Annotated in this window: 19 protein-coding genes; 7 read left to right on the top strand and 12 right to left on the bottom strand. The window is 66.2% G+C overall.

What is annotated here, in order from left to right; genetic code table 11:
* Positions 1 to 8: 8 nt before the first annotated feature.
* Entirely contained in the window at positions 9 to 278 is a 270-nt protein-coding gene (locus ABQY64_RS00070; RefSeq protein ID WP_024939143.1) for a hypothetical protein, read from the bottom strand.
* A 74-nt stretch (positions 279 to 352) separates the two neighbouring features.
* On the bottom strand, positions 353 to 1813 hold the full coding sequence (gene cls, locus ABQY64_RS00075; RefSeq protein WP_039816493.1) for a cardiolipin synthase: 1461 nt from the start codon (positions 1811 to 1813) through the stop codon (positions 353 to 355).
* 135 nt (positions 1814 to 1948) lie between these two features.
* Here cls and ABQY64_RS00080 point away from each other — a divergent pair, with 135 nt between their 5' ends.
* Positions 1949 to 3043: a PA0069 family radical SAM protein gene (locus tag ABQY64_RS00080; RefSeq protein ID WP_349779589.1), complete on the top strand. Its 1095-nt coding sequence runs from the start codon at positions 1949 to 1951 to the stop codon at positions 3041 to 3043.
* A gap of 96 nt (positions 3044 to 3139) precedes the next feature.
* Here the strand turns inward: ABQY64_RS00080 and ABQY64_RS00085 are convergent, their stop codons facing one another.
* Complete coding sequence (locus ABQY64_RS00085) at positions 3140 to 3841, bottom strand: 2OG-Fe(II) oxygenase (protein ID WP_166763799.1); 702 nt, start codon at positions 3839 to 3841, stop codon at positions 3140 to 3142.
* Between the two features lie 334 nt (positions 3842 to 4175).
* Positions 4176 to 5516, bottom strand: a complete 1341-nt coding sequence (locus tag ABQY64_RS00090) for an outer membrane protein transport protein (RefSeq protein ID WP_166763800.1) — start codon at positions 5514 to 5516, stop codon at positions 4176 to 4178.
* A 217-nt stretch (positions 5517 to 5733) separates the two neighbouring features.
* On the opposite strand from ABQY64_RS00090, the gene ABQY64_RS00095 reads away from it, so the two are divergent.
* The 3 genes from ABQY64_RS00095 to ABQY64_RS00105 all read left to right on the top strand — a co-directional run bounded on the left by ABQY64_RS00095 (position 5734) and on the right by ABQY64_RS00105 (position 7824).
* The gene (locus ABQY64_RS00095) at positions 5734 to 6426 is read left to right on the top strand and encodes a rhomboid family intramembrane serine protease (protein ID WP_003482177.1); all 693 of its coding nucleotides are present in this window, start codon (positions 5734 to 5736) and stop codon (positions 6424 to 6426) included.
* A gap of 91 nt (positions 6427 to 6517) precedes the next feature.
* Positions 6518 to 6838, top strand: a complete 321-nt coding sequence (locus ABQY64_RS00100) for a DUF1820 family protein (RefSeq protein WP_016901574.1) — start codon at positions 6518 to 6520, stop codon at positions 6836 to 6838.
* Positions 6838 to 7824, top strand: a complete 987-nt coding sequence (locus tag ABQY64_RS00105) for a D-2-hydroxyacid dehydrogenase family protein (protein ID WP_104645554.1) — start codon at positions 6838 to 6840, stop codon at positions 7822 to 7824. Before ABQY64_RS00100 ends, ABQY64_RS00105 begins: the two co-directional genes overlap by 1 nt.
* 204 nt (positions 7825 to 8028) lie before the next feature.
* Here the strand turns inward: ABQY64_RS00105 and ABQY64_RS00110 are convergent, their stop codons facing one another.
* Both ABQY64_RS00110 and ABQY64_RS00115 read right to left on the bottom strand, forming a co-directional pair.
* A complete protein-coding gene (locus ABQY64_RS00110; protein ID WP_104561507.1) occupies positions 8029 to 9537 on the bottom strand; it encodes a S41 family peptidase in 1509 nt (502 codons plus the stop codon).
* Between the two features lie 141 nt (positions 9538 to 9678).
* Positions 9679 to 10977, bottom strand: a complete 1299-nt coding sequence (locus ABQY64_RS00115; RefSeq protein ID WP_228600274.1) for a murein hydrolase activator EnvC — start codon at positions 10975 to 10977, stop codon at positions 9679 to 9681.
* A gap of 97 nt (positions 10978 to 11074) precedes the next feature.
* Between ABQY64_RS00115 and ABQY64_RS00120 the strand changes: the two genes are divergently transcribed.
* Both ABQY64_RS00120 and ABQY64_RS00125 read left to right on the top strand, forming a co-directional pair.
* Entirely contained in the window at positions 11075 to 11731 is a 657-nt protein-coding gene (locus ABQY64_RS00120) for a hypothetical protein (RefSeq protein WP_026064112.1), read from the top strand.
* Between the two features lie 60 nt (positions 11732 to 11791).
* Complete coding sequence (locus ABQY64_RS00125) at positions 11792 to 13588, top strand: M28 family metallopeptidase (RefSeq protein ID WP_167705087.1); 1797 nt, start codon at positions 11792 to 11794, stop codon at positions 13586 to 13588.
* A gap of 361 nt (positions 13589 to 13949) precedes the next feature.
* Here ABQY64_RS00125 and ABQY64_RS00130 read toward each other — a convergent pair whose 3' ends face one another.
* The 4 genes from ABQY64_RS00130 to ABQY64_RS00145 form a co-directional block, all read right to left on the bottom strand.
* Positions 13950 to 14399, bottom strand: a complete 450-nt coding sequence (locus ABQY64_RS00130; RefSeq protein ID WP_026064113.1) for a PepSY domain-containing protein — start codon at positions 14397 to 14399, stop codon at positions 13950 to 13952.
* A 328-nt stretch (positions 14400 to 14727) separates the two neighbouring features.
* Positions 14728 to 15789, bottom strand: coding sequence for a glycoside hydrolase family 5 protein (locus ABQY64_RS00135; RefSeq protein ID WP_349779590.1), 1062 nt, complete (start codon positions 15787 to 15789; stop codon positions 14728 to 14730).
* A gap of 514 nt (positions 15790 to 16303) precedes the next feature.
* Positions 16304 to 17293 (bottom strand): glycoside hydrolase family 5 protein, encoded by a 990-nt coding sequence (locus tag ABQY64_RS00140; protein ID WP_349779666.1) that lies wholly within the window; start codon positions 17291 to 17293, stop codon positions 16304 to 16306.
* 794 nt (positions 17294 to 18087) lie between these two features.
* Positions 18088 to 19161: a glycoside hydrolase family 5 protein gene (locus ABQY64_RS00145; protein ID WP_349779591.1), complete on the bottom strand. Its 1074-nt coding sequence runs from the start codon at positions 19159 to 19161 to the stop codon at positions 18088 to 18090.
* Between the two features lie 309 nt (positions 19162 to 19470).
* On the opposite strand from ABQY64_RS00145, the gene ABQY64_RS00150 reads away from it, so the two are divergent.
* The gene (locus tag ABQY64_RS00150) at positions 19471 to 20529 is read left to right on the top strand and encodes an NAD(P)-dependent alcohol dehydrogenase (RefSeq protein ID WP_016901586.1); all 1059 of its coding nucleotides are present in this window, start codon (positions 19471 to 19473) and stop codon (positions 20527 to 20529) included.
* A gap of 192 nt (positions 20530 to 20721) precedes the next feature.
* Here the strand turns inward: ABQY64_RS00150 and ABQY64_RS00155 are convergent, their stop codons facing one another.
* Together ABQY64_RS00155 and ABQY64_RS00160 are read right to left on the bottom strand one after the other, a co-directional pair.
* Positions 20722 to 21807, bottom strand: coding sequence for an acyltransferase (locus tag ABQY64_RS00155; RefSeq protein WP_349779592.1), 1086 nt, complete (start codon positions 21805 to 21807; stop codon positions 20722 to 20724).
* 679 nt (positions 21808 to 22486) lie between these two features.
* Complete coding sequence (locus ABQY64_RS00160) at positions 22487 to 23968, bottom strand: FAD-dependent oxidoreductase (protein WP_039514691.1); 1482 nt, start codon at positions 23966 to 23968, stop codon at positions 22487 to 22489.
* Between the last annotated feature and the right edge of the window lie 82 nt (positions 23969 to 24050).

Here is a 24050-nt window from a genome sequence, read left to right on the forward strand (position 1 = left end):
CGTCGGTCTCAGGCTTGCGGCTCGCCGTCGCGCGTGGCGTTGAGGGCGGCCGCCTTGCGGGCTTCGGCGATCTCGCGCAGGCGGCGCAGCTCGGCCGGGTCGATCAGGCTGCTGGTGTCGCGCTGGGTATCGCCCATGCGCGAGGCGAACCAGCCGCGCGTCCACAGCAACAGCAACAGCAGTGCCACCAGCAGCGAGGCCACCAGCAACCACACGTGCGGCGTGCTGAAGGCCAGCACCAGCGCACCCAATGCCATAAGCAGAAACAGCCAGTGCATGACAAGCTCCCCGATCAGTGGCGGCAGTGTAGCGCCGCGCCCGGCACGGTTCCACGTGGGCGCGGCGATGCGGCTCAGAGCAGCGGTGACAGCAGCCGCGCACAGGCTTCGGGCAGCCGCGAGCGCCACAGCGGCCGGTGGCGGACGAAGCGCACTTCCTGCGCCTGCTGCAGGTCGGCGTCGATCAAGCCGGCCAGCTCGGCGGCCACCGCCTGGTCGCGGAACAGCATCGACAGCTCGAAATTCAGGCGAAAGCTGCGGCTGTCGAAATTGGCGCTGCCGACGATGCAGACATCGTCGTCGGCCAGCAGCGCCTTGGTGTGCAGCATGCGCGGGCCGTATTCGTAGATGCGCACGCCCGCCTCGAGCAGCTCGTCGAAATACGAACGCGCCGCGTAGGTGACCAGCCGCGAGTCGCTGACGCGCGGTACCAGCAGGCGCACGTCCAGGCCCCCCAGTGCGGCCGAGGTCAGCGCCATGCGCGCGGCCTCGCCGGGGACGAAATACGGCGTGACCAGCCAGACCCGATGCCGGGCTTCGTGAATCGCAGCGACCATCAGCCGGTGGATCGACTCCCACGACGAATCCGGCCCGGAGACCAGCACCTGTGCGTCGACATCGCCTTGCGCACGGCTCGGCACGTCTTCGGGCCATAGCTGCTGGCCGTGGAAGGCAGCGCGGCCCTGCCCGGTGGCGTAGAGCCAGTCTTCCAGGAACACCAGCTGCAGGCTGCGCACCACGTGGCCCTGCAGGCGCATGTGCAGGTCGCGGTAGGCATCGCTGCGGACCTGCTCGTTCTCCTCGTCGGTGACGTTGATGCCGCCGGTGAAGCCGATCCTGCCGTCGACCACGACGACCTTGCGGTGGGTGCGCAGGTTCAACCACGGCCGCTTGAACGGCTTGAGCAGCTGGGATGGATGGAACCAGGCAGTCTCCACCCCGGCCGCGCGCAGCGTGCGCAAGCTGCGCCGGGTCATCGCCGACGACCCCACCGCATCCATCAGCAGGCGCACCTTGACCCCGGCGCGTGCGCGCTCCATCAGCGCATCGCAGATCGCGGTGCCGCTGTGGTCGGGCTGGAAGATGTAGTACTGCAGATGGATATGGTCGCGTGCACCGCGGATGGCCTCGATGATGGCCGCATAGGTGGCCGCGCCATCCACCAGCCAGTGCACTTCGGTGGCGCTGCTGGGGGCCAGCCCGGTGGTGGACTGGGCGATCTTGGCCAGCTCGGTGCAGTCCGCATCCGGCGGGCAGACGCTGCTATAGCTCTCCATGCCCGAGCGCGAACGGCCGCGCCGCAGTCGCTGGCGTTTGACCTTCTGCGGACCGAGCCAGTAGTAGATCAACAGGCCCAGGTACGGCAGCGCCGCCAGCGACAGCACCCAGCTGAGCGTGGCCACCGGCTCGCGCTTCTGCAGCACGATCCAGCTGGCGATCCACAGCAGGTACAGCACGTAGGCGGCGAGGAGAAGCGCTTCGAGGTGGGGAATGGTGGCCAGCCGATCCCACGCGCCCTGTACGGATGCGAACATGCGCGGATTCTACGGGGCGCACGCACCGCCGCGATGACCATGCGGCCAACACGATCGCCGCGCCGGGTCTGAAAACTTCATCGTGGCGCGCCCCTGGTCGCATCGATTGAGACCCGCCGGCCGTACGATGACGCGATGGCAACTGCGATCAAGGGCCGTGGTGCGACCGGCCATCTGCCCGGACGCTTCGAAACCACCACCCAGCAACCGGTGGACGATGGCTGGTACGCCGACGACGGCGAGGAGTTCGCCGCGCCGGCGCTGCGCACCCAGGTCACCGAGGAAACCGCGCGCAGCATCATCAGCCGCAATCAATCGCCGGACATCGGCTTCTCGCAATCGGTCAATCCGTATCGTGGGTGCGAGCATGGTTGCAGCTACTGCTTTGCGCGGCCCTCGCATGCCTATCTCAATCTGTCGCCCGGGCTGGATTTCGAGACCAAGCTGTTCGCCAAGACCAACGCGCCGGAGCTGTTGCGCCGCGAACTGTCGCGCCCGGGCTATGTGCCCAGCCCGATCGCACTGGGCATCAACACCGATGCCTACCAGCCGATCGAGCGCAAACGCGCACTGACGCGGCGCCTGATCGAGGTGCTGTGGGAGACCCGCCACCCGTTCACGCTGATCACCAAGAATGCGTTGGTCACGCGCGATCTGGACCTGCTCGCACCGCTGGCACGCGAGGGCCTGGTCAACGTGCATTTTTCGGTGACCACGCTGGACCCGCATCTGTCGGCCAGGCTGGAACCGCGCGCGTCCGCACCGCATGCCCGCCTGCGCGCGATGCGGGCGCTGCACGAGGCCGGCGTGCCGGTCGGGGTGATGGCCGCGCCGGTGATCCCGTGGATCAACGACCATGAGCTGGAAGCGATCCTGCAGGCTGCGTCCGCTGCTGGCGCGCACAGTGCTGGCTACGTGTTGCTGCGGCTGCCGCACGAGGTGGCGCCACTGTTCCGCGACTGGTTGCAGACCCATTACCCGCAACGCGCCGGGCACGTGATGAGCACGATCCAGCAACTGCGCGGCGGCAAGGATTACGACAGCGCCTTCGGCACACGCCTGCGCGGCCAGGGCGTCTATGCGGAGTTGCTGGCACGCCGCTTCGCCCTGGCCCACCGCCGCAGCGGTTTCGACGCACGCGACATGCCGGCATTGGACACGACCAAGTTCCGCCGCCCCGCTCCGCCGACCAAGCCGGTGCCGCAGTCGCCGCAAGGCAGTCTGTTCTAGGGGCGGGGAATCGGGATTCGGGAATCGGGAATCGTAACGGCGACAGCGATTCGCAACAGCGCGGCTCTGCTGTTGCGATTCTCCATTCTCGATTGCCTATTCCCCGCCGTACAAGGCACTCGCCGACTGGAACAGGATCCAGCTGGTGGCGATGAACTTGTCGCCGCCGACCGGGCGGTTGCCGCGGTGGGTGTGGGTGAAGGCGGTGGGGGCGATCAGCAGGCTGCCGGTGCGCGGGCGGGCCTTGCGCTGCTGGAACAGGAATTCGGTTTCGCCCTGTTCGAACTCGTCGTTGAGGTACAGCGTCCACAGCAGATGCCGGTGCAGCGTGTCGGCACTGGCATCGCGTGGATACAGCTCGCAATGCCAGTACGGATAGCCGCCCTGGTCGGCGGTGTACCACTGCAGGTTGATCGCGCCCGGGCGCAGGCAGGTACGGGCCAGGTCGCCCAGCGCCTGGTCGCTCATCTGCGCGATGTCCTCGGCCACCAGCCGGTGCGGGCTGCCGTCGGCGGTGGTGACCTGCAGCATCAGCGGTGAAATCAGGGCTTGTGGATAGTGCCGCAGATAGGTCAGCACGCCTTCGAACACCGCTTGCTGCAGGCGGTTTTCCACCGCCGCCCATTCGGCTACGCCGCTGATGCGCAGGTCGCGGCTGTGTTTGAGTTCGGGAAACACGCCGCCACCGATGCGGCCGGGATGCAGCTGCCGGCTGTCGCGCATGCGTTGCACGATGGCGGCGCAATCCTCGCGCGAGACGGCGTTGTCGGTGATCTGGATGAAGTCGGGTTGGCTCATGCGCACGACCATAGCAATCTGCGCTACCGCCTGCACAGCGCGTCTGGCGGGGTATGCGGCCTGGATCGGCGCGTTCCGCTGAGGCATCACCGTTGCATGCCCCGGCGCTGCGTCGCCCAGAAAGACAGCGCCTCAGCATGCACCACGCGCTCGCCACGCCAGTACGCCACTGCGATGGCGCTGGGTGATGCGCTTGCCTAGATCGTCTGCGGGAATCTACTTGCGCAGCCGCAGTCAGCCGCCGGCCTGCAACGCACGTAGTGGCGCGTGCAAGGCAGCAAAGAAAAACCCCGCCGTAGCGGGGTTTTTCTTTACATGCGTGGTGCTACGACGATCAGAACTTGTAGTTGACCGAAGCAGCCAGCACGTCGCCCTTCACCTTGTAGCTGCCCGCCAGACGGTCGCCGGTGGCACTGCGGGTGTCGCTGGTCGGGTCGCTGGTGAACAGGTGGGTGTAACCGAAGTTGTATTCGGCCTGCTGCGACGGACGCCAGCTCAGACCCAGCGAGACCCACTTGCGGCTCGCATCCGGCACGCGCACGTCGCGGTGCTCGGCGGTGGTCGGGGTCTGGTCGTACGCCAGGCCGCCACGCAGGGTCAGCGTTTCGCTCATGCGGTAGTCGGCACCGATCGAGGCGAAGGTGGTGTCGCGGTAGGAGAAGTCCAGCACGCTGTCGGGCTGGTTGGAGGCGAAGTCCACGGTCACCTGGTCGAACTTGCTCCAGGCGGTGCGGGTGACGTCGGCCATGACCGACCACTGCTCGTTCACGTTGTGGGTGAAGCTGGCGGTGGCGCTGGCCGGCAGCCTGACGGTGGCGCGGCCCTTGGTGTCGACGAAGGTGCCCGGAGCGGCAACGCCCAGGACTGCCGCAGCCGGACCCGGCACGGTGAAGTCGGCATCGCCATCGGTGATCTTGTGATCCACTTGCGAACGGTAGCTGAAACCGATGTGGGTGTTCTCGTCGATGCTGAACAGGCCGCCGAGGGTGAAGCCCACTTCGGTGCTGTCGCCCTTGATGCGCGAGTAGCCATCGGCATTGCCGGGCGCGAAGCCCGGCACGCGGCGCGCGGCCAGCACGCTGCCGAAGTCGACCGCATTGGCCAGATCGATATCCAGACGCTCGGCGAACACCGACGCACCGAAGGACACGTACGGGTTCACGTCGTAGGAGAACGCGACATTGAAGTCGATCGCCTGCAGCTCGGTCTTGGTGCCGTGGTAGCGGCCAACCCAGTCACGGTCGTATTCGGTCTTGAAGCCGAACGGCACGGTCAGCGAGGTACCCAGGTGCATGTTGTCGTTCTCGCCGAACGGCACGTGGAAGTACATCGCCGGGACCGGCGCGATCATGCCGGCGTCGCCGCCATTGCCGCCGGAGACCGGGGCGCCGTTGGCGTAGGTGGCGGTGTCAGGCTGGAACTTGGCCGAGAAGCTGATGGCGCTGACGTCGGCCTGGAACAGGCGACCGTCCAGCTGGCGCATGCCGGCCGGGTTGTTGGCGATGATCGAGGCATCGTCCGGGGCGCTGCCCGAACCTGCGAAGGCGCGGCCAAGACCCTTGGCGCTGTTTTCCTTCAGCTGGAAGGCGGCGCCGTGGGCCTGGCCAACGGCGAGTACGCCGGCAATACCGACGGCCAACAGGGTGGCGCGGCTGAGAGTGGAAGCGGTAGACATAAGGTGGTGCTCTCCGGATAAAGACTGCAGTGGTCGGTACAGCGCCCGCGCCCAGCGCCAAGTGGCTGCTGGAGCGCGCCGGAAACCCCCCCCCGACATACGACGCCGTACGCAGTATACCCACCACAATTAACCGAACAATAACGAAGCACGTTTTGATCGGCTGGACAGGTTAGGGATGGGTTCAGGAGCGTGAACCCGCTAGAGTGCCACTCCGATGTTCGTCTCTCTCCCCTCCCGCAAGAAACCCACCCCGCGCTGGGCAGTGCCGTTGCTGTTCGCAACCGTGTGGCTGGCCTATCTGTGGTCGATCAGCCGGCCCGGCGAGGCACGCAATACGCTGTGGCTGGACTGGGGCGCGCTGTCCAGCGGCGTGTCCAACCTGGGCGACTGGTGGGCGACGCTGCGCGACGGCAGCGTGCTGCGGCTGTTCACCGCGCTGTTCCTGCATGCGGACTGGTCGCACCTGCTCGGCAACCTGGTGTTCCTGCTGATCTTCGGGCTGCCGGCCGAGCGCATCCTCGGGCCGTGGCGCCTGCTGTTGCTGTTCCTGGTCGGCGGCGCGGCCTCCAATCTGGCGGCAATCTTCGCGATCGGCACGCCGGACCGGGTGATCATCGGCGCTTCGGGTGCGGTGTCGGCGTTGATCGGCACCTATCTGGCGCTGTTCCCCGGCGCCAAGCTGGGCGTGGTGCTGCCGCTGGGAGTGTTTCTGGAATTCATCCGGGTACCAGCACCGTTGCTGATCGGTGCCTGGGCGCTGCTGCAGGTGGTGTTTGCCTACATCGGCCCGGCCTTCGGCATGGTGGCGTGGTCGGCGCATATCGCCGGGTTCGTATTCGGCATCGTCTACGGGCTGTATGTGCGCGCGGCGATCGCGCGGCGGCTGCGCAAGCGCCACGGGTTCTAGCGCGGCGGCAATCGTGCAAGACGCACCGGGGCGCCGTGTTGCGCCGGCCGCGCACTGCGTCGCTGCGCGGTGGCGCGTCTATAATCGCCGCATGTCCAAGCCCCTGTACAAAGTCACCTTCCTCAATCACGGCAAGGTCTACGAGCTCTACGCCCGCCAGGTCACCGGCAGCCATCTGTGGGGCTTCAACCAGATCGGCGAGCTGGTGTTCGACGTGCACGACGGGCTGGTGGTCGATCCCACCGAAGAGCGCCTGCGCGAAGAGTTCGGCAACACCAAGACGCTGCACCTGCCGATGCAGAGCATCGTGCGCATCGAGGAAGTCGAGAAGAAGGGCCAGTCGGTGATCCGCGATGCCACCACTGGCGACAAGGTGGTCACGCCGTTCCCGTTGCCGACCAAGCCGCGCTGATGCGCATCCTGGTGCCCGACGATTACCAGGGCGCCGTGCGTCACCTGCCCTGCCTGCAGCGCCTGCACGGCCACGATGTGCAGGTGCTGGGCGCGCTGGCCACCGACCCCAACGAATGGGCCGAGCGGCTGGTCGAAGCCGATGCGCTGGTGCTGATCCGCGAACGCACCCGCGTGGACGCCACGCTGTTGCGGCGTCTGCCGCGACTCAAGTTGATCAGCCAGACCGGCCGGATCGGCGCGCATGTGGATGTGGCTGCGTGCACCGAGTTCGGGGTGGCGGTGGCCGAAGGCGTCGGCTCGCCGGTGGCACCGGCAGAACTGACCTGGGCCTTGATCCTGTCGGCCAGCCGGCGCCTGGGCGAGTACCAGCGCGCGCTGCACCAGGGCCGCTGGCAGGCGCTGGGCGATCCCGGCCTGGGGCGCGCGTTGCACGGGCGTACGCTGGGCATCTGGAGTTACGGGCGGATCGGCCAGCGCGTGGCTGGCTTCGGGCGTGCGTTCGGCATGCAGGTGCTGGTGTGGGGCGGCGAGGCCTCGTGCGCACAGGCCGCGCGCGATGGCTTCGACATCGCCGCCAGCCGGCAGGACCTGTTCGAACGCAGCGATGTGCTGTCGCTGCATCGGCGCCTGACCGCGCAGACCCGCCACCAGATCAGTGCGCAGGATCTGGCGTGGATGCGCCCGGATGCGTTGCTGGTCAACACCAGCCGTGCTGAGCTGATCGCGCCCGGCGCATTGCTGGCCGCGCTGGATGCGGGCCGGCCGGCGCAGGCGGCGGTGGATGTGTTCGAGCGCGAGCCGGTGCTGGATCCGCGCGACCCGCTGCTGCAGCATCCACGCGTGCTGGCGACGCCGCATCTGGGCTACGTGGAAAGCGACAGCTATGCGCTGTACTTCGAAGCGGCGTTCGACAATGTGCTCGCATTTGCTGCCGGTGCGCCGCGCAACCTGGTCAATCCCGAGGTGTTGGCGATTACGCGATAGCGCTTGGTTGACGCGGTGGTGATTGGGCAATCGGGGAGGCTTGTCGCGACCGGGGTCGCTCCTACAAACGCTTCGGGGTCCAAACCCGCCGGCGCTGTGGTGGCCGGGTGATCCAGGGATGCGTGCAGGTGGCGTCGCAGTGCCGACGCGTAGCGATCGGGCCTGGCGCGCAGCGGGTGATTGGCCCGCTGCGCTGTGGCCGGATTACTTGACCGGTTCGGCCGGCGCAGGCGCCGCTGGTGCGGCTGGCGGCGCTGGCTTGGCCTTTTCAGCCGGTTCGCTCGGCTTGTCGGCAGGCTTGGGCTTGTCGGTCGCGGCCGGGCGCGCGGCAGCCGGCTTGGGCTCGGCCGCGGTCTTGGCGGCCCTGGCCTTCTGCGCTGCCTGTGCCTTGGCCTTGAGCGCGGCTTGCGCCTTGGCCGCCGAGCCGGGCTGCTTGAGCTCGGCCAGCGCGGAGGCGATCGGGCCATCGCCCGGCAGCACGTCGCCGGCGCTGTAGCCCTCCTCGCCTTCGGCATCGCCACGCAGATGGCCCGGCAGCGTGGCTTCGCTGAAGTCGGCCAGGCTGGCCGGCACGTCGGCATCGCCCGGTTGCGGTTCCGGGGTGAGCAGCACTTCCGGCACGATGCCGCTGGCCTGGATCGACTTGCCGCTGGGGGTGTAATAGCGCGCGGTGGTCAGCTTGACCGAGTCGCCGTTGTCCAGCGGCAGCACGGTCTGCACCGAGCCCTTGCCGAAGGTGCGGCTGCCGATGATGCGCGCGCGCTGGTTGTCGCGCAGCGCGCCGGCCAGCACTTCCGAAGCACTGGCCGAGCCGGCGTCTACCAGCACCACCACCGGTGCGCCGCCGAGCAGATCGCCCGGGGTGGCGTCGAACTTGGCATCGCTGATGGAGATGCGCCCGCGCGTGCTGACGATATTGCCCTTGTCGAGCAGGTCGTCGGCCACCTGCACCGCCGAGGTCAGCAGCCCACCCGGATTGCTGCGCAGGTCCAGTACCAGGCCGCGCAACTTGCCGCCGGCCTGCAGCTGCTTGAGGTTCTTCTGGAAGTCGGCACCGGTGTCGGCCTGGAAGGTGCTGATGCGGATATAGCCATAACCCGGTTCCAGCAGCTTGCTGCGCACGCTGGCCACGCGGATGGTCTCGCGCTGCAGGGTCACATCGAATGGCTTGGGCGCCTTGTCGCGCACGATGGTCAGCACGACCTTGCTGCCGGATTCGCCGCGCAGCGGCTCCATCGCCTTGCTGGCGTCGATCGGCTTGCCGTCGATGGCCACGATGACGTCGCCGGCGCGGATGCCGGCGCGCGCGGCCGGGGTGTCGTCGATCGGCGCGATCACCTTGAGCGTGTTGTCCTGCTGCTGCAGCAGTTCCACGCCGATGCCGTCGTAGGCGCCGGTGGCCTGCTCGTCGAAGGCTTCGGCATCTTCCTTGTCGAAATAGGTGCTGTGCGGGTCCAGATCCGAGAGCAGGCCGCGCACCGCTGCGTGCATCAGCTTCTTGTCCTCGACCGGGTCGACGTAGGCCTGCTTGACCGCGTTGTACACCGCCACGAAGCGGCGGATCTCATCCAGCGGCACCTTGGAGACGGCGGCTTCGTTGGCTTCCGGATCGTCCGCAGTGGCCTGGGCGGCGGCGGGACTGGCTTTCTGCGCCCAACCGGGTGAGGCGAACAACGCCAGCGACAGGGCAACGGACAGGACGGCTACGCGCATGAAGCACTCCGACAAAGAGATAAGACGCCCCGCAACGGAGCAGCCTGGATTATGCGCGAAGCCGCGGTAAATCCGCGTTGACTTGGCAGGGCCAGGTATGGCGGCGGTCATGCACCGGCACACGCGAAGCGTGCGCGGCACTCAGCGGCGCTGCAACCAGCTCGACGGATCCACCGGCTGCCCGTTGCGACGCAGTTCGAAGTACAGCGCCGGCACGCCCTGCCCGCCCGAGCTGCCGACCTTGGCCACCGCTTCGCCGCGCTTGATCGACGCGCCGGCATCACGCAACAGTGTGTCGTTGTGCGCGTACAGGCTCATGTAGCCGTTGCCGTGGTCCACGATCAGGATCATGCCGTAGCCGGTCATCCAGTCGGAGAACACCACCGTGCCATCGGCCACCGCGGTGACGGTGCTGCCCTTGGGCGCGCCGATCAGCACGCCCTTGCTGGTGTGGCCGTCGGGCAAGGTGGCGTTGAAGCGCGCCAGCAGGTTGCCCGAGACCGGCCAGCTCAGGCCGCCGACCTTGGGCGCCGGTGCGCTGGCAATGACCTTGGGCGGGGTCTTGCCGGGACGCTCGGGGCGCTCGGTCTTGCTGCGTTTGGCCTGCGCGGCGGCTTCGGCGGCGGCGCGTTTGGCGGCAGCCCGCCGTTCGGCCTCGGCCTTGGCGGCGGCCGCGCGCAGGTTGGCGAGCAGCTGCTCCAGCGATTTGGCGTCCTGGCCCAGGGCTTTTTCGCGCTCGGCGCGCTGTTTGTAGCGGTCGTCCAGCTGCGCGACGGTCGCCGCCTGCTGCGAGCGATCCTTCTGCAGCAATGCGGCCTGCGCCTTTTGCTGCGCACGCGCCGCATCCAGTGCCTGGCGACGGTTGGCGATGTCCTGCTCCACCTTGGTCAGCGCATCCAGCTGCGTAGTCAGTGCCTGGATGCGCTGCGCACGCGCGTTCTGCACGTAGCGATGATCGGCCAGCATGCGGGTGGCATCGCCCACGGTGTCCTGCGACAACAACACCTTCAACGGCGCGTTGCGGCCGACCTGGTCGGCAGCGCGCAATAACGCGGCCAGCTGCACGCGCTGGTTCTGCAGGCCGCGCTGCAGCTGCGCACGGTCCTGCTGCAGCTTGCCCAGGTGCTGTTCCTGCTCGCGCATCGCCGTTTCGGTCTCGCTCAACGCACGCGAGGTCCTGGCCACCTTCTCATCGGCCTGGCGCAGTTGCTGGGCGGCGTTGCCGCGCTTGCCCTCCAGCTCGCGGCGGTCGGCGCTGATGGTCTTGAGTTCGTCGCGCAGCTGCTGCAGTTTGCGCTCGGTTTCGCGCTGGCTTTGCGCACCGGCCGCGGTGCTGCCCAGCAGCGTGCAGGCCAGCACGGTCGCCGCCAGCCACGCGCGGGAGCGGCCGCTGGCGGGGGCGGACGGCAGGCGCGATCGCGGGGCGGGCGACAGGGGCAACGAAAGGTCCAGTGACTTCAGGCAGGTGCGCGATTGTAGCCAAGCATGGTGTGATCGCCGCCACGCCCAAGACAGCCGCCGCCGCGCAAGGTTCAGCATGAAGCCCCAGCATCTTCTTCTGGCATTGTCCCTGGTCTGCACAAGCGCCTGGGCCGACGAGGACATCAGCAAGGTCAACGGCCGCATCAGCGCCGAGGCCGGCAAGGTCTATGGCGGGCTGGACACCGTCAACGGCTCCATCGAGGTCGGCGCCGGCGCGCAGACCCGGAGTGTGGAAACGGTCAACGGCAGTATCCAGATCGGCGACAACGCCCGCACCGGCGATGTCTCCACGGTCAATGGCGCGATCACGCTGGGCCAGAAGGTGGTGGTGTCCGGCGGGCTGGAGACGGTCAACGGCAGCGTGCTGGTGGAGCGCGGCAGCCGCATCAGCGGCGGCGTGGAAACCGTCAACGGCAGCATCGGCCTGGTGGAAACCGAGCTCGGCGAGGGCATCGAGACCGTCAACGGCGACATTACCGTCGGGGTGCGCTCGCATGTGCGTGGCGGGATCGAGGTCACCAAGCCGAACTTCAGCTTCTCGTTCAAGCCTGCGCGCAAGCCGCGCGTGGTGATCGGCCCGGATGCGGTGGTCGATGGCCCGCTGGAGTTCGAGCGCGAGGTCAGCCTGTACGTGCACCGCACTGCGAAGATTGGTGCCGTCACCGGCGCTACCGCGCGCAGCTTCGACAGCGACGTGGCGCCCAAGGACTGACGCGCTCACCACGGGCCCAGCGCCTAGAATCGGGGGACCTTCGCCGCACGAGGAGTCCCGATGCCCCGCAAGATCCTGTTGTGCCTGGCCGCGACGCTGGCCCTGGCCGGCTGCAAGCGTGAACCCGCCGATGCGCCGAGCGCGCCCGCCGCGCAGGCACCGGTCGACAGCGCGCCCAGCGCGCCGGCCAGTCGCCACGCCTTCTCGCCGGAGCTGACCAGCGGCGACTTTGCCGAGCTGGTCAAGACGCTGGCCTCGGACGAGTTCGAAGGACGCGGCCCCGGCACGCCGGGCGAAGAAAAGACCGTCACCTATATCCGTGACCAGATGCAGCGCATCGGCCTGCAGCCGGGCAACGGCGACAGCTGGTTCCAGGACGTGCCGATGGTGGAAACCACCGCCGATGCGGCCACCGCACCCAGCCTGCGCAGCGGCGAGCAGACCCGCACGCTGGCCTTCGGCACCGACATCGTGGTCGGCACCCGCACCGGCCAGGCCGAGGTCAAGCTGGACAACAGCGAGCTGGTATTCGTCGGCTACGGCGTGGATGCGCCCGAACAGCAGTGGAACGATTACGCCGGCCAGGACTGGAAGGGCAAGACGGTGGTCATGTTCGTCAACGATCCCGGCTTCCACACCGGCGATGCCAAGCTGTTCGACGGCAAGCGCATGACTTACTACGGGCGCTGGACCTACAAGTTCGAGGAAGCCGCCCGCAAGGGCGCGGCCGCCGCGCTGATCGTGCACGACACCCCGGGCGCCAGCTATGGCTGGGACGTGGTCAAGAATTCCTGGGCCGGCCCGCAATACGACCTGCCGGCCAAGGACGATCCCGATCCGCGCCTGCCGGTGCAGGGCTGGATCAGCGCCGAGACCGCCAAGCAGTTGTTCGCCAATGCCGGGCTGGATCTGGCGCAGGCCTACAAGGACGCCAGCAAGCGTGGCTTCAAGCCGGTGCCGTTGAAGGCCAGCTGGTCGGTGGACCTGAAGAGCACGATCGCGGAGAAATCCTCGCGCAACGTGGTCGGCGTACTGCCGGGCAGCAGCCATGCCGACGAGGCGGTGCTGTACATGGCGCACTGGGATCACCTGGGCAAACACCCGGGCGAGAGTGGCGACAACATCTATAACGGCGCGGTGGACAATGCCACCGGCGTGGCCGGCATTCTCGAGATTGCCGACGCGTTCGCGCACGAGGATCCCAAGCCAGCGCGGTCGGTGGTGTTCGTTGCGGTGACGCTGGAAGAATCCGGCCTGCTCGGTTCCAAGTACTACGTGGCCAACCCGAGCTTTCCGCTGGACAAGATTGCGGCGGTGATCAACCTGGATGCGATGTCGGTGGCCGGGCGCGCACGCGATATTACCGTGGTTGGCATGGGCAGTTCGGAGCTGGAAGATATCCTCAAGCCGATCGCCGCGATGCAGGGCCGCACCCTGCATGCCGAAGCCACGCCGCAAAGCGGCTCGTATTTCCGCTCGGATCACTTCAACTTCGCCAAGGCCGGCGTGCCGGCGCTGTATGCCGATGGCGGCGAAGACCTGCGTGAGGGCGGTACTGCAGCCGGGCGCGCGGCCGCCGAAGACTATGGGCGCAATCGCTATCACGCCCCGGGCGACGAATACGATGCGGCCAGCTGGAAGCTCGATGGCACCATCGAAGACCTGCAGGCGGTGTATGGCGTGGGCAAGGAGGTGGCCGCCGGCCAGCGCTGGCCCAACTGGTATGCCGGCAACCCGTTCAAGGCTGCGCGCGATCGCATGATGGCCGGCAAGCCCGCTGCGGGTGCCGCAGCAGCGGCGCCTGACGCCGAAAAAGACGCCGCTGCCGAGGGCAAGAAGGCGGCGCCGGCGCGTTGAACGACGCCAGCACCGCATGCGATGTCATGCAGCTACTGCATGGCGTCGTGATGCGGCCTGCAAGGTGAGCGGCAGCGCTGCGCCCGCGTATCGCGACCAACACAAAGGGCCTCCTGTTGGAGGCCCTTTGCGTTGGTTCGTCCTGATCGTGGCGGCTGCGGACGAGGTCACGATCCGTGTCGATGCAGTGCATCGATGCGTCAGATCACGTGCCACATCCCACTGAAGTATGTCTCTTGGTCGGTGCTCTTCTGAGAGAGGATGCCACCGGCCTGGGAGAGGCCTTCGATCGTGCTGCCGACAACGCGTTGCCATCAACGCGGCGCATTGTCGGCGCGTCACCGACTCCGGGATGCGTTGGTCAATCGTTATCCACGCTCACCACGTGCCCGTCTTCCGGGTCGACATGCAGATCCACTTTCTGCCCACCGCGTTGCTCGGCATCGGCCTTCCACAAGCCGTCCTCGAACTTGAGATCGTGCACATTGGAATAGCCGCCGGTCGACAACGCGGCGCGGATGTCGGCCTCGCTCAGTTTGGAAGTGGTCTGGTCGCCATACACGCGGCCGGTCACTGGATCGATACGCACATCCACATCCTTGCCGTCGCCGCTGCGTGCGTCGGCGGTCCACACGCCATGTTCGAACTTGACGTCGTGCACCTTGGTATAGCCCTTGTCGGTCAGCATGCTGGTGACCTCGCGGGCGGTCAGTGCCTTGGCCGGCTTGTCGGCGGCGGCCTGCGCAAACGCGCCCTGCGCTGCCAATGCGAGTGCGCCGATCAGCGCGGTCTTCATCAGTCGATGTGCCATGTGATGCTCCTGCAGTGAAGTGCGCCCATGCTGGACGCGGCTTTATCGCTGCCAGGTGAATAGCCGTCAGAAGTGGGGGCAAGAGTTCAGTGAGCTCAAGCTTCGGTGATGATGCGCTCGGGGTGCACCTGATGCGCAAGCACGTTCATCAACGGGTGTTTGCGGCGTTGCAGCGCAATGACGCGCAGTGTGCTTCAGAGCGACGTACACGGTGCCACGTCGAGACCGTCCTGTTCGGCCTGTCATCCAATAGATAGCCGGTACGAAGATACAGAAAAAAGCGAGCCTCCTTGCGGCGGCTCGCGTGACTCAACCCATCTGCCTCACATTACGGAATGGCGCGTGTGGCGCGCACCGCCTGCGGCGAGAGGATGGACATCTGCGGCTTGTCGGTGCCGTCCTTGTTGGGATGCACGCTGTACTGATAGCTGACGTTCCACCACGAACCGGCGGCCCACCAGGTCCAGCCCGACCAGACATCTGCATTGGCATCGATATAGCGGAGCATGCCGCGCAGTGCTTCATTGCAGACGGGGTTGTTGGCGGTGCCGAATTCGCCCAGAAACCCGCGCCTGTGGTTGGTGCGCAGCCACTCGGTGAAACTACGCAGACGCTCGACACCGATGGTGGCACTGACGCAGACATTGGTGGTGCCGCTGGAATCGGCATCCAGGTATTGATGCACTTCGAACGCGTAGCGATTGAGCGGATCGTAGATCGAGACCAATGCGGTTGCGTTGGAATAGCCATCGTTGGTGGGCGAATACCAGCTGTGCGCACCGGTCCATAATGCGCCGGGCACCAGAATCAGGTTGTTCGCACCGGTGGCACGAATCGCATTGATGCTTGCCTGTGCAGTGGCAGCCCAGGCGCTGGCGGAGACGCCATTGGGCTCATTCATCAGCCCGAAGATCACCGCGTTGTCGCTGGGAAATGCCAGCGCAAGGCGGCGCCACAAATCGGCGAATGTGGCGATTGGCACTTCGTCGCCACCGATCTTGTAGCCGTAGTATTTGCCGTAATTGTGGATGTCCAGCACCAGATACATGCCCGATGCCTTGGCGCGTGCCACGGCTTGCTGCACCAGGGCCAGTTGGGTCGGATCCAGTTCACCGCGTGCACTGGGCTGCAGACGTTCCCACAGCACCGGCAGGCGGATCGTGTTCATGCCGACGCCGGCGAAATAGGTGTAATCGCTGGCCGATGCATACATATAGTCCTTATTGAGGACGCCGGGTTTTTTGGACGATGCGAATTCGGCGCCGGATAAATTGACGCCGGCATACGTCAGTGCGCGTGTTTGTGCGTAGACGGGTGCGAATGTGCCGAACAGGATGCAGAGCAGAGCGCAGCGGAAAACGGTGCGCAGCGTTTGAGAGACAGCAGACATAAAAACAACTCCTTCGACGACGGGGATGGTGTGTCGCAGCGGTTTGCGTGCGATCTGCGCGAGGTGCGCCACACCTGTCGTAACCAATGCATCTGCCGTGCCGAAATGCCCACCACATCGAATGTGAATTAAATGTGTAGGCTGGGTCGCAGTCACTTACCGCAAGGGTCACGTTCTGGAACAGCACGCTGTGACGCGCCGCGTTGCAAAGCGGTCGCGCACGCTTGTCGATACCGCCATCGCATGCATGGCGCTGTCGAAAAATCGGCGAATGGATGCGCTCGCCGTCAACGGTGCGACGTCGGATCACTGACGCTGCACCGCTGTTGCGCGCGCGCACGTAGCGAGCGCTAGAGCGCGCGCTGAGTGCTGGCGTTTTATTGCGTGAGGACTGTGCTCACCGCGGCTGGGCGCGGCTGCTGCCTGGCATCGGCATGTACCGGGCGTACATGCGTGAGCTGGGTGTTTGCTCCGCAGCGTGCGACGGTTGCCCATCGCACGCTGCTTGCTCCGACTAGTGGGTGATACGTTTTGCGCGTGCGCTCAGGATCGACATCTGCGGCTTGTCGCGGCCCTGCGCATCGGGCTGCACGTTGAAGGGGTAGCTGCGGTTCCACCATGCGCCGGCGGCCCACCAGGTCCAGCCCACCCACACGTCGCGGTTGGTTTCCAGGTAGCCCAGCATGCCGTTGAGTGCGCTGTTGCAGGTGGCGTTGTTGCCGGTGCCGAACTCGCCGAGAAAGCCTTGCTTGTGATTCAGACGCAGCCATTGGGTGAAACTGCGCAGGCGGTCGGCACCGGCGGTGCTGCTGACGCAGCCGGCGCTGGTGCCGCTGGAGTCCGTGTCCAGGTACTGATGCACTTCGATGGCGTAGCGATTGAGCGGGTCGCGAATGGAGGCCAGCGCCACTGCGTTGGACTGGCCGGCAACGGTGGAATACCAGCTGTGCGCGCCACTCCATAGCGCGCCGGGCACCAGGATCAGATTGGTGGAACCGGTCTTGCGGATGGTGTCGATCGATGCCTGCGCGGCGTTGGCCCAGGACTGCGGATTGATGTCGTAAGGCTCGTTCATCAGCCCGAAGATCACGCTGTTGTCGTTCTTGAAGGCGAGCGCCAGGCGTCGCCACAGATCGTTGAAGGTGCTGATCGGCACGCGCGCGCTGCCGATCTTGTTGCCGTAATACCTGGCGTAGTTGTGGATATCCAGGATCAGGTAAACCTTGGCGGCCTTTGCGTTGGCCACGGCCTGGCGAATCAGCGCCAGCTGCGCCGCATCCAGCTCGCCACCGGCCTTGGGTTGCAGGCGCTCCCACAGGATGGGCAGCCGGACGATGTTCATGTGTTTACCGGCGAAGTAGCGGTAATCGCTGGCAGCCGGATACAGGTAGTCGACATTGAGCACCCCGGGCTTCTGCGAGGATTTGATTTCTGCACCGGAAAGATTGACGCCTGCGTACTTCAGGCGGTTCTGTGCATGTGCGAACGGCACACCCGCAAGCAGCACGATGACAAGCAGCAGCAATGACAACGCACGGCTGGACAGCCGGCGCATCGGAGTGGGGGAGGGCAGCATGGGTGACTCCTGAAACATTCGCGGGGGAGATGCATTGCCCTGGCGTGGACCTGCCACGTGCATGACGACACTGCATCGCGTTTCACCCTAAGCGCATCGAGACATTCAAACTACGAATGCGAGCTATCACTTAATTCGAGCTGTGAGCGACTTCGCAGTTATTGCCAAACATGCACACGCTTTGTTGTGGTAAAGCGACACCGCGCGGTCACTCGCGTTGCATGCCGGTTGCAATCTGCGCCGAATGGCTGCGGAAGTACGCCGCATCCCGCATCGCTGGCCAGTTGTGGTGCGATCGCAACGCCGCAGGTTGCTGGCGTCGCACGCGCGGCAGCGATGCACATCGCAAGTGCGACATGCGCCGCACTGCGCGGGGAATTATCAGAACGCAACGCGCGGCGCAGCACGCGCAATCGCAACCGTGCTGCTGCGCGATCAACACGCATGCACGTGCAAAGTCACCTGGTGCGATTGCGGAACTTCGGCACTTGCCATGTGCAGCGCACGATAGGTGTGGGCTGCGTCATGCTTTCCGCAGCGGGCAGCCAATGCATCTGCTGCAATAGGCAGATGGGATTGTGGCTGCGATGGATGCAGCACGCTGTCTGCAATCGTTGGTGGATGTCATTGGTGACGCGTGGCAGGACAGGGCGGATGGCGCGCAAAAAAAACGGTGGCCGCAGCAACCGCTGCGACCACCGTGATCGACCTTCCCGCGCGGTTTACTTGGTCGCGCGGCGGGCGTACTTGCTCAGAATCGACATCTGCGGCTTGTCGCTGCCGTCCTTGCCCGGCTGCACGGTGAAGAAATACTCCGGCTTCCACCATGCGCCAGCGGCCCACCAGGTCCAGCCCAGCCACACGTCACTGTTCTTTTCCATGTAGGTCAGCATGCCTTCCAGCGCCTGGTCGCAGACCGGATTGTTGGCGGTGCCGAATTCGCCCAGAAAGCCCTTCTGCTTGTTCTCGCGCAGCCATGCGGTGAAGCCGCGCAGCTTTTCCTCGCCAACCGTGGCACTGGTGCACACCGGCTTGGTGCCGCTGTAGTCGTTGTCCAGATACTGGTGCGCTTCGAAGGCCAGGTTATTGCCCGGGTCCTTGAGAATCTCCAAGGCCTTGGCATTGGAGACGCCATAGTTGGAGCTGCGCCAGCTATGCGCGCCGCTGTAGGCGGTACCCGGCACCAGGATCAGGTTCCTGGCGCCGGTCTTGCGGATCGCGTTGATCGCACCTTGCGCCGCGCTCGCCCAATCGGTGGCGGAAATGCCGTTGGGCTCATTCATCAGCCCGAAGATCACCGACTTGTCGTCCTTGAATTCGAGCGCCAGCCGGCGCCACAGATCCGCCACCGCGGCGGTGGGCACCTCGCTGCTGCCGATGCGCTTGCCGTTGTACTTGGCGTAGTTGTGCACATCCAGGATCAGGTACTGCTTGTTGGCCTTGGCCGCATTCACCGATTTCTTCAGCAGCGCCAGTTGCGCCGCATCCAGATCGCCGTTGAGCTGTGGCTGCAGGCGTTCCCACAGGAACGGCAGGCGAATCGTATTCATGCCCTTGCCGGCGAAATAACTGAAATCCGACGCGGCCGGATAGATGTAGTCCTTGAACAGGGTGCCGGGCTTCTTGCGTGAGTTGAACTCGGCGCCGGACAGATTGACGCCGACATACTTCAGGCCGCTGGATTCCTTTCCGGGGCGCGCAGGCTCCTTGGCGTGCGCCAGCGGCAGTGCGGCCAGCAAGGTCAGTGCGAGTGCGGCACTGCGCAAGGATGGGAGGTTGGGGGGAGAGCGGAACATGGAAGCCTCCTTCGGCATCGACGTAGGCGGCCGCAGGGGGAGGGCACGGCCAGCAGGGATGGTGCAGGGCAGGATGGTGGTTGGTCAGCGTAGAAGCTCCGGCGTTAGCGCGCCATTCACGCCGGCAAACGCCGATTTGATCGTGCGCAAACACCCGCATGGCGCACCATGCCGCTGCGGTCGCGTCCGCAACCCGGCAGGCAAGACGCACTGTCGCAGGAGTGCGACAGGTAGCTGTCTTAAGCTAGAGCCACCCATTTCTTTGTCTTCCGCACTGTTGCGGGGGACGTCACATCCTGGAGTCTCCCCATGAGCCAAGCCCACGCGTACGCCGCCCAAACTGCCGATCAGCCGCTTGCACCGTTCGTGTTCGAACGGCGCGCGCCAGGCCCCAACGATGTGCAGATCGATATCGCCTACTGCGGTGTGTGTCACTCGGACCTGCATACCGCACGCAACGAATGGCACAACACGCGCTACCCGTCGGTGCCCGGCCACGAGATCGTTGGCCGCGTTACCGCGGTCGGCGATGCGGTCACCGGCTTCAAGGTCGGCGATCTGGCCGGCGTCGGCTGCATGGTCGACAGCTGCCGCAGCTGCGCGTCCTGTCAGGAAGGCGAAGAACAGTATTGCGAGCAGGGCTTCACCGGCACCTATAACGGCCCGATGTTCGGTGGCGGCGAGAACACCTACGGTGGTTACTCGGACCACATCGTGGTCGACCAGAAATACGTGCTGCGCATCTCGCACAGCGATAACCTGGCCGCAGTGGCACCGTTGTTGTGCGCCGGCATCACCACGTATTCGCCGCTGGCGCACTGGAAGGTCGGTCCCGGTCAGAAGGTGGGCGTGGTCGGTCTGGGCGGCCTGGGTCACATGGCGGTGAAGATCGCCAAGGCGATGGGCGCCACCGTGGTGCTGTTCACCACCTCCGAGAGCAAGCGCGCCGATGCGCTGCGCCTGGGCGCCAGCGAAGTAGTGGTGTCCAAGGACGAGGCGCAGATGGCCGCACAGGCCAACACGCTGGATTTCATCCTCAACACCGTGGCCGCGCCGCACAACCTGGACCCGTTCCTCAATGCGCTCAAGCGCGACGGCGCGATGGTGCTGGTGGGCGTGCCCGAGGAGTCGCATCCTTCGCCGAGCGTGTTCAATCTGGTGATGAAGCGCCGCACCCTGGCCGGTTCGTTGATCGGCGGCATCCGCCAGACCCAGGAAATGCTGGATTTCTGCGCCAAGCACAACATCGTCTCGGACATCGAAACCATCCGCGCCGACCAGATCAACGAGGCCTATGAGCGCATGCTCAAGAGCGACGTGAAGTACCGCTTCGTGATCGACATGGCCACGCTGGACAAGGCGGCCTGATCGCCTGGCCTGCAGCCCTGCCACAGGGCTGCAGGTCGGTTGCCGGCGCTAGGGTCGGCCCAAGAGTGACGCGGCATGGAATGCATCACCTGGGGCTTGGAACGGTAGTGCGTGGTCGTATGACCGCACGACATCAGCCTTACCAGCCGGATCGGCAGCGCCGCTGAGCGGCACTGCCGGCATGCACTCCCGCTATGCGGACACCGGCGAGGCATGCAGCTTGCCGGCGACAGGCAAGCTGCGTGGGCGACGCACCGGCAGCGGTGCGGAGAACAGCAGGTTCAGCGCGGGCAGGCGGCCCGGTGCACGCAGCACGCACAGCACGGCCGGCGCCAGCACGCCGACACTCAACAAGGCGAAAAACAGCACCGTTCCCTCTTCGATCCAGCGCGGCAGCAGGTAGGCCAGGACGATGAACGGCGGAAAATGGCTCAGGTAGAACACCACCGAGTTGCGGCCCACATAGCGGATCGCCTGCGCGGCCGGTTGCCGGTTGGCCCACATTGCCGCGGTGATCAGCAGCGGTAGCGCGATCAGCACCAGCGGCAGGTAGCCGATCCAGATGCCGTGCAGCGCGGTGAGATTGGCGATCAGCACGATGGCGCACAGGCTCAGGCACGACAGCGGCCAGATCCAGCGCGGTGCTTGCCGTAGCAGGGCCGGCACCCGGCCGGCCAGCAGCGTGCCGATGTAGAAGAACGCAAAGTAATAGAACGGATCGGCACCCTGGCGCAGCAGCGGCCCCAGGCAGACCGAGCCCAGCACGGTCGCGGCCAGGACCAACGGCGCCGGCAGCCGGCGCAGCAAGGGCATCAGCACCAGAAACACGAACAGGTAGAACAGGAACCAGGTCAGTGCCACGTTGCCGACCGCGATCTTGCCCAGGTCCAGCCAGGCGATGGGTTCGGCCTTGGCCAGCACCGAGCCGGCCTCGCGCAGGGCGAAGATCAGCACCGACCAGAGCAGGTAGGGATACAGCACGTGCCGTAGCTTGCCGCCGAGGTAGGGCGCGATGCCCTTGTCCAGCCCCCGTGCCACGAACAGGCCCGAGAGCAGGAACATCAGCTGCATGCGCAGCGGCGCCAGCGAGCGGTTGAGGCGCTCGATCGACAGCATCAGTGCGCTGCTTTCTTCCGCCGCACCGCCGCGCAGTTCCGGGTAGGCATCGAAGGCAAAGCCGTAGGCGTGCAGCACGATCACCATCAACACGCTGGCACCGCGGAGCCAGTCCACCCAGTCGTCGCGTCCGTATTGGCCGGTAGTGAGTTGCTGTGTCATGAGGTTGCTTCCTTGGTGGGCCCACGGCTTCGCCGCCGCGGGGCGCGGCGACAGATGAATGAGGTCTGGAGTCCGCGGCGGCGGTATCGCGCACCGGGATGGGACCGACTGCCGTCATTGCCGAGCACATCCGGTTCGGCGCAGGGCGTCCTGCGCGTCTGGAGGTGGGTCGGCAGGATCGCGTTAGAGGGCGACAGCAGATATGTGACTTAAATCACACTTCGATAGTGGGTGCAATCGTCGAGGCTGCAGATCGACGCGGGCCTGCGTCCATGCCGATGGCAGGCTCAAGCGTGCGTGCGAAAGGCTGCACGGCGGCTGGGCGCTTGCGTTTGCTGGCACTCCTGTCCGGCGCGCCGTGTGTCCAGCGAGGTGTCGATCGCGGAGGAGGCGTGCGTGTGTCCTCGCGTGCTGCGGGTCGGACAAACCACGACCTTGCGGATGCGATATCGGCGTTGCGCCACGAGGCGTCTGGCCTGCGTGGCAGGCAGGTGGAGCTCTGGGTCATGAGTCAGGCGAGAGTCTGGTCGCCTACAGGAGCGTTCTCCGCACGGTGGGTCGCGGTGGATGCGCTGCATCGAGCAGCGTCATGCGGCCTGGCCGCCAACGCAGCGTGCGGGCTGCCCGCACGCGAGCCGGTAACCAGCGGTGGGCGCCGAGCCCACGCACTGGTCGGCACTCAGGCGGCAGCCGGTTCCTTGACCTGCGCCTTGACGCCCAGCAGCTGCACGATGCTGCCGGCCGCATCGCGGCCTTCGGCCACCGCGGTGACCACCAGGTCGGCGCCGCGCACGCAGTCGCCACCGGCGAACAGGCGCGGGTTGCTGGTCTGGTAGGGCAGGCGGCCGTTGTCGTCGGCCGGTGCGACGATGCGGCCGTTGCTGCCGGCTTCCACGCCTTGCGCTGCCAGCCAGTCGGGCAGGGTCGGCGAGAAGCCGAAGGCGATGATCACCACGTCCGCTTCCAGCAGCGATTCGCTGCCTTCCACCGGTACCGCGTTGCGCCGCCCGCTGGCATCGGGCTCGCCGAGCCGGGTTTCCACCACGGTCACGCCGATCGCCTCGTCGTCGGCGCCGGATTCGATCGACAGCGGCTGACGGTTGAACAAAAAGCGCACGCCTTCCTCGCGCGCGTTGGCGACCTCGCGTGCCGAGCCCGGCATGCTTGCCTCGTCGCGCCGGTACGCGCAGGTGACCTTGGCCGCACCCAGGCGGATGGCGCTGCGCACGCAGTCCATGCCGGTGTCGCCGCCGCCCAGCACCACCACGCGCTTGCCGTTGAGATCGGGTAGCGCCATCTGGTCTTCCCAGCCGGCGATCGGCCGGCCGTGCGGGTCATTGCCGCTGACGATGCGGCTGTTCTGCACCAGGAACGGCAATGCCGGCAGCACGTTCTTCAGGTCCTGCCCGGGCAGCCCGCCATCGGTGTAGCGGTAGGCACCGGTGCCCAGGAACACCGCATCGAACTCGCCCAGCAACTGCTCGATGCTGACGTCCTTGCCGATCTCCACGCCCAGGCGGAACTGCACGCCCATGCCTTCGAGGATCTCGCGGCGCTTGCCGATCACCGACTTGTCCAGCTTGAAGCTGGGAATGCCGAACTGCAGCAGCCCGCCGATCTGCTCGTAGCGGTCGTAGACCACTGCCTCGATGCCGGCACGCACCAGGCGGTCCGCGCAGGACAGGCCGGCCGGGCCGGCGCCGATCACCGCCACCCGCCAGCCGCTCGGCTGCACATTGCCCAGGTCCGGGCGCCAGCCCATCTTGAAGGCGGTATCGACGATGTATTTTTCCACCGCGCCGATGGTGACCGCGCCGAATTCCTCCAGCGTGCAGCTGCCTTCGCACAGGCGGTCCTGCGGACACACCCGCCCGCACACTTCCGGCAGCGGATTGGTGGAGTGGCACAGCGCGGCGGCTTCTTCGATGCGGTTTTCCTGCACCAGTTGCAGCCACTGCGGGATCGCGTTGTGCACCGGGCATTTCCAGCTGCAGTACGGATTGCCGCAGTCCAGGCAACGGCCGGACTGGTACTGCGCGTCGGCCTTGTCGAACTTGCCGTACAGCTCGCCCCAGTCACCGGACGTACGCAGCTCCACCGGAATGCGCGTGGGCATGGTCCGGGGCAGGTCGAGGAATTGGAAGGCTTGCTTGCGGCTCATAGGGCTGGAATCGGGAATGGGGAATGGGGAATCGCAACGGCGGTTCTGCGAGACGGGAGTGGAGCCGACGAACCGGGCTTTT

It is taken from the genome of Xanthomonas sp. WHRI 7065 (genome assembly GCF_040203115.2).
Classification (GTDB): Bacteria; Pseudomonadota; Gammaproteobacteria; order Xanthomonadales; family Xanthomonadaceae; genus Xanthomonas; species Xanthomonas arboricola.

Excerpts from the sequence above, each read along its gene's own strand:
- cls (WP_039816493.1), bottom strand. The coding sequence starts at position 1,813 with ATGTTCGCATCCGTACAGGGCGCGTGGGATCGGCTGGCCACCATTCCC.
- ABQY64_RS00155 (WP_349779592.1), bottom strand. The coding sequence starts at position 21,807 with ATGACACAGCAACTCACTACCGGCCAATACGGACGCGACGACTGGGTG.
- ABQY64_RS00150 (WP_016901586.1), top strand. The coding sequence starts at position 19,471 with ATGAGCCAAGCCCACGCGTACGCCGCCCAAACTGCCGATCAGCCGCTT.
- ABQY64_RS00130 (WP_026064113.1), bottom strand. The coding sequence starts at position 14,399 with ATGGCACATCGACTGATGAAGACCGCGCTGATCGGCGCACTCGCATTG.
- ABQY64_RS00160 (WP_039514691.1), bottom strand. The coding sequence starts at position 23,968 with ATGAGCCGCAAGCAAGCCTTCCAATTCCTCGACCTGCCCCGGACCATG.
- ABQY64_RS00095 (WP_003482177.1), top strand. The coding sequence starts at position 5,734 with ATGTTCGTCTCTCTCCCCTCCCGCAAGAAACCCACCCCGCGCTGGGCA.
- ABQY64_RS00090 (WP_166763800.1), bottom strand. The coding sequence starts at position 5,516 with ATGTCTACCGCTTCCACTCTCAGCCGCGCCACCCTGTTGGCCGTCGGT.
- ABQY64_RS00145 (WP_349779591.1), bottom strand. The coding sequence starts at position 19,161 with ATGTTCCGCTCTCCCCCCAACCTCCCATCCTTGCGCAGTGCCGCACTC.
- ABQY64_RS00135 (WP_349779590.1), bottom strand. The coding sequence starts at position 15,789 with ATGTCTGCTGTCTCTCAAACGCTGCGCACCGTTTTCCGCTGCGCTCTG.
- ABQY64_RS00070 (WP_024939143.1), bottom strand. The coding sequence starts at position 278 with ATGCACTGGCTGTTTCTGCTTATGGCATTGGGTGCGCTGGTGCTGGCC.
- ABQY64_RS00120 (WP_026064112.1), top strand. The coding sequence starts at position 11,075 with ATGAAGCCCCAGCATCTTCTTCTGGCATTGTCCCTGGTCTGCACAAGC.
- ABQY64_RS00105 (WP_104645554.1), top strand. The coding sequence starts at position 6,838 with ATGCGCATCCTGGTGCCCGACGATTACCAGGGCGCCGTGCGTCACCTG.
- ABQY64_RS00100 (WP_016901574.1), top strand. The coding sequence starts at position 6,518 with ATGTCCAAGCCCCTGTACAAAGTCACCTTCCTCAATCACGGCAAGGTC.
- ABQY64_RS00110 (WP_104561507.1), bottom strand. The coding sequence starts at position 9,537 with ATGCGCGTAGCCGTCCTGTCCGTTGCCCTGTCGCTGGCGTTGTTCGCC.
- ABQY64_RS00085 (WP_166763799.1), bottom strand. The coding sequence starts at position 3,841 with ATGAGCCAACCCGACTTCATCCAGATCACCGACAACGCCGTCTCGCGC.
- ABQY64_RS00125 (WP_167705087.1), top strand. The coding sequence starts at position 11,792 with ATGCCCCGCAAGATCCTGTTGTGCCTGGCCGCGACGCTGGCCCTGGCC.
- ABQY64_RS00080 (WP_349779589.1), top strand. The coding sequence starts at position 1,949 with ATGGCAACTGCGATCAAGGGCCGTGGTGCGACCGGCCATCTGCCCGGA.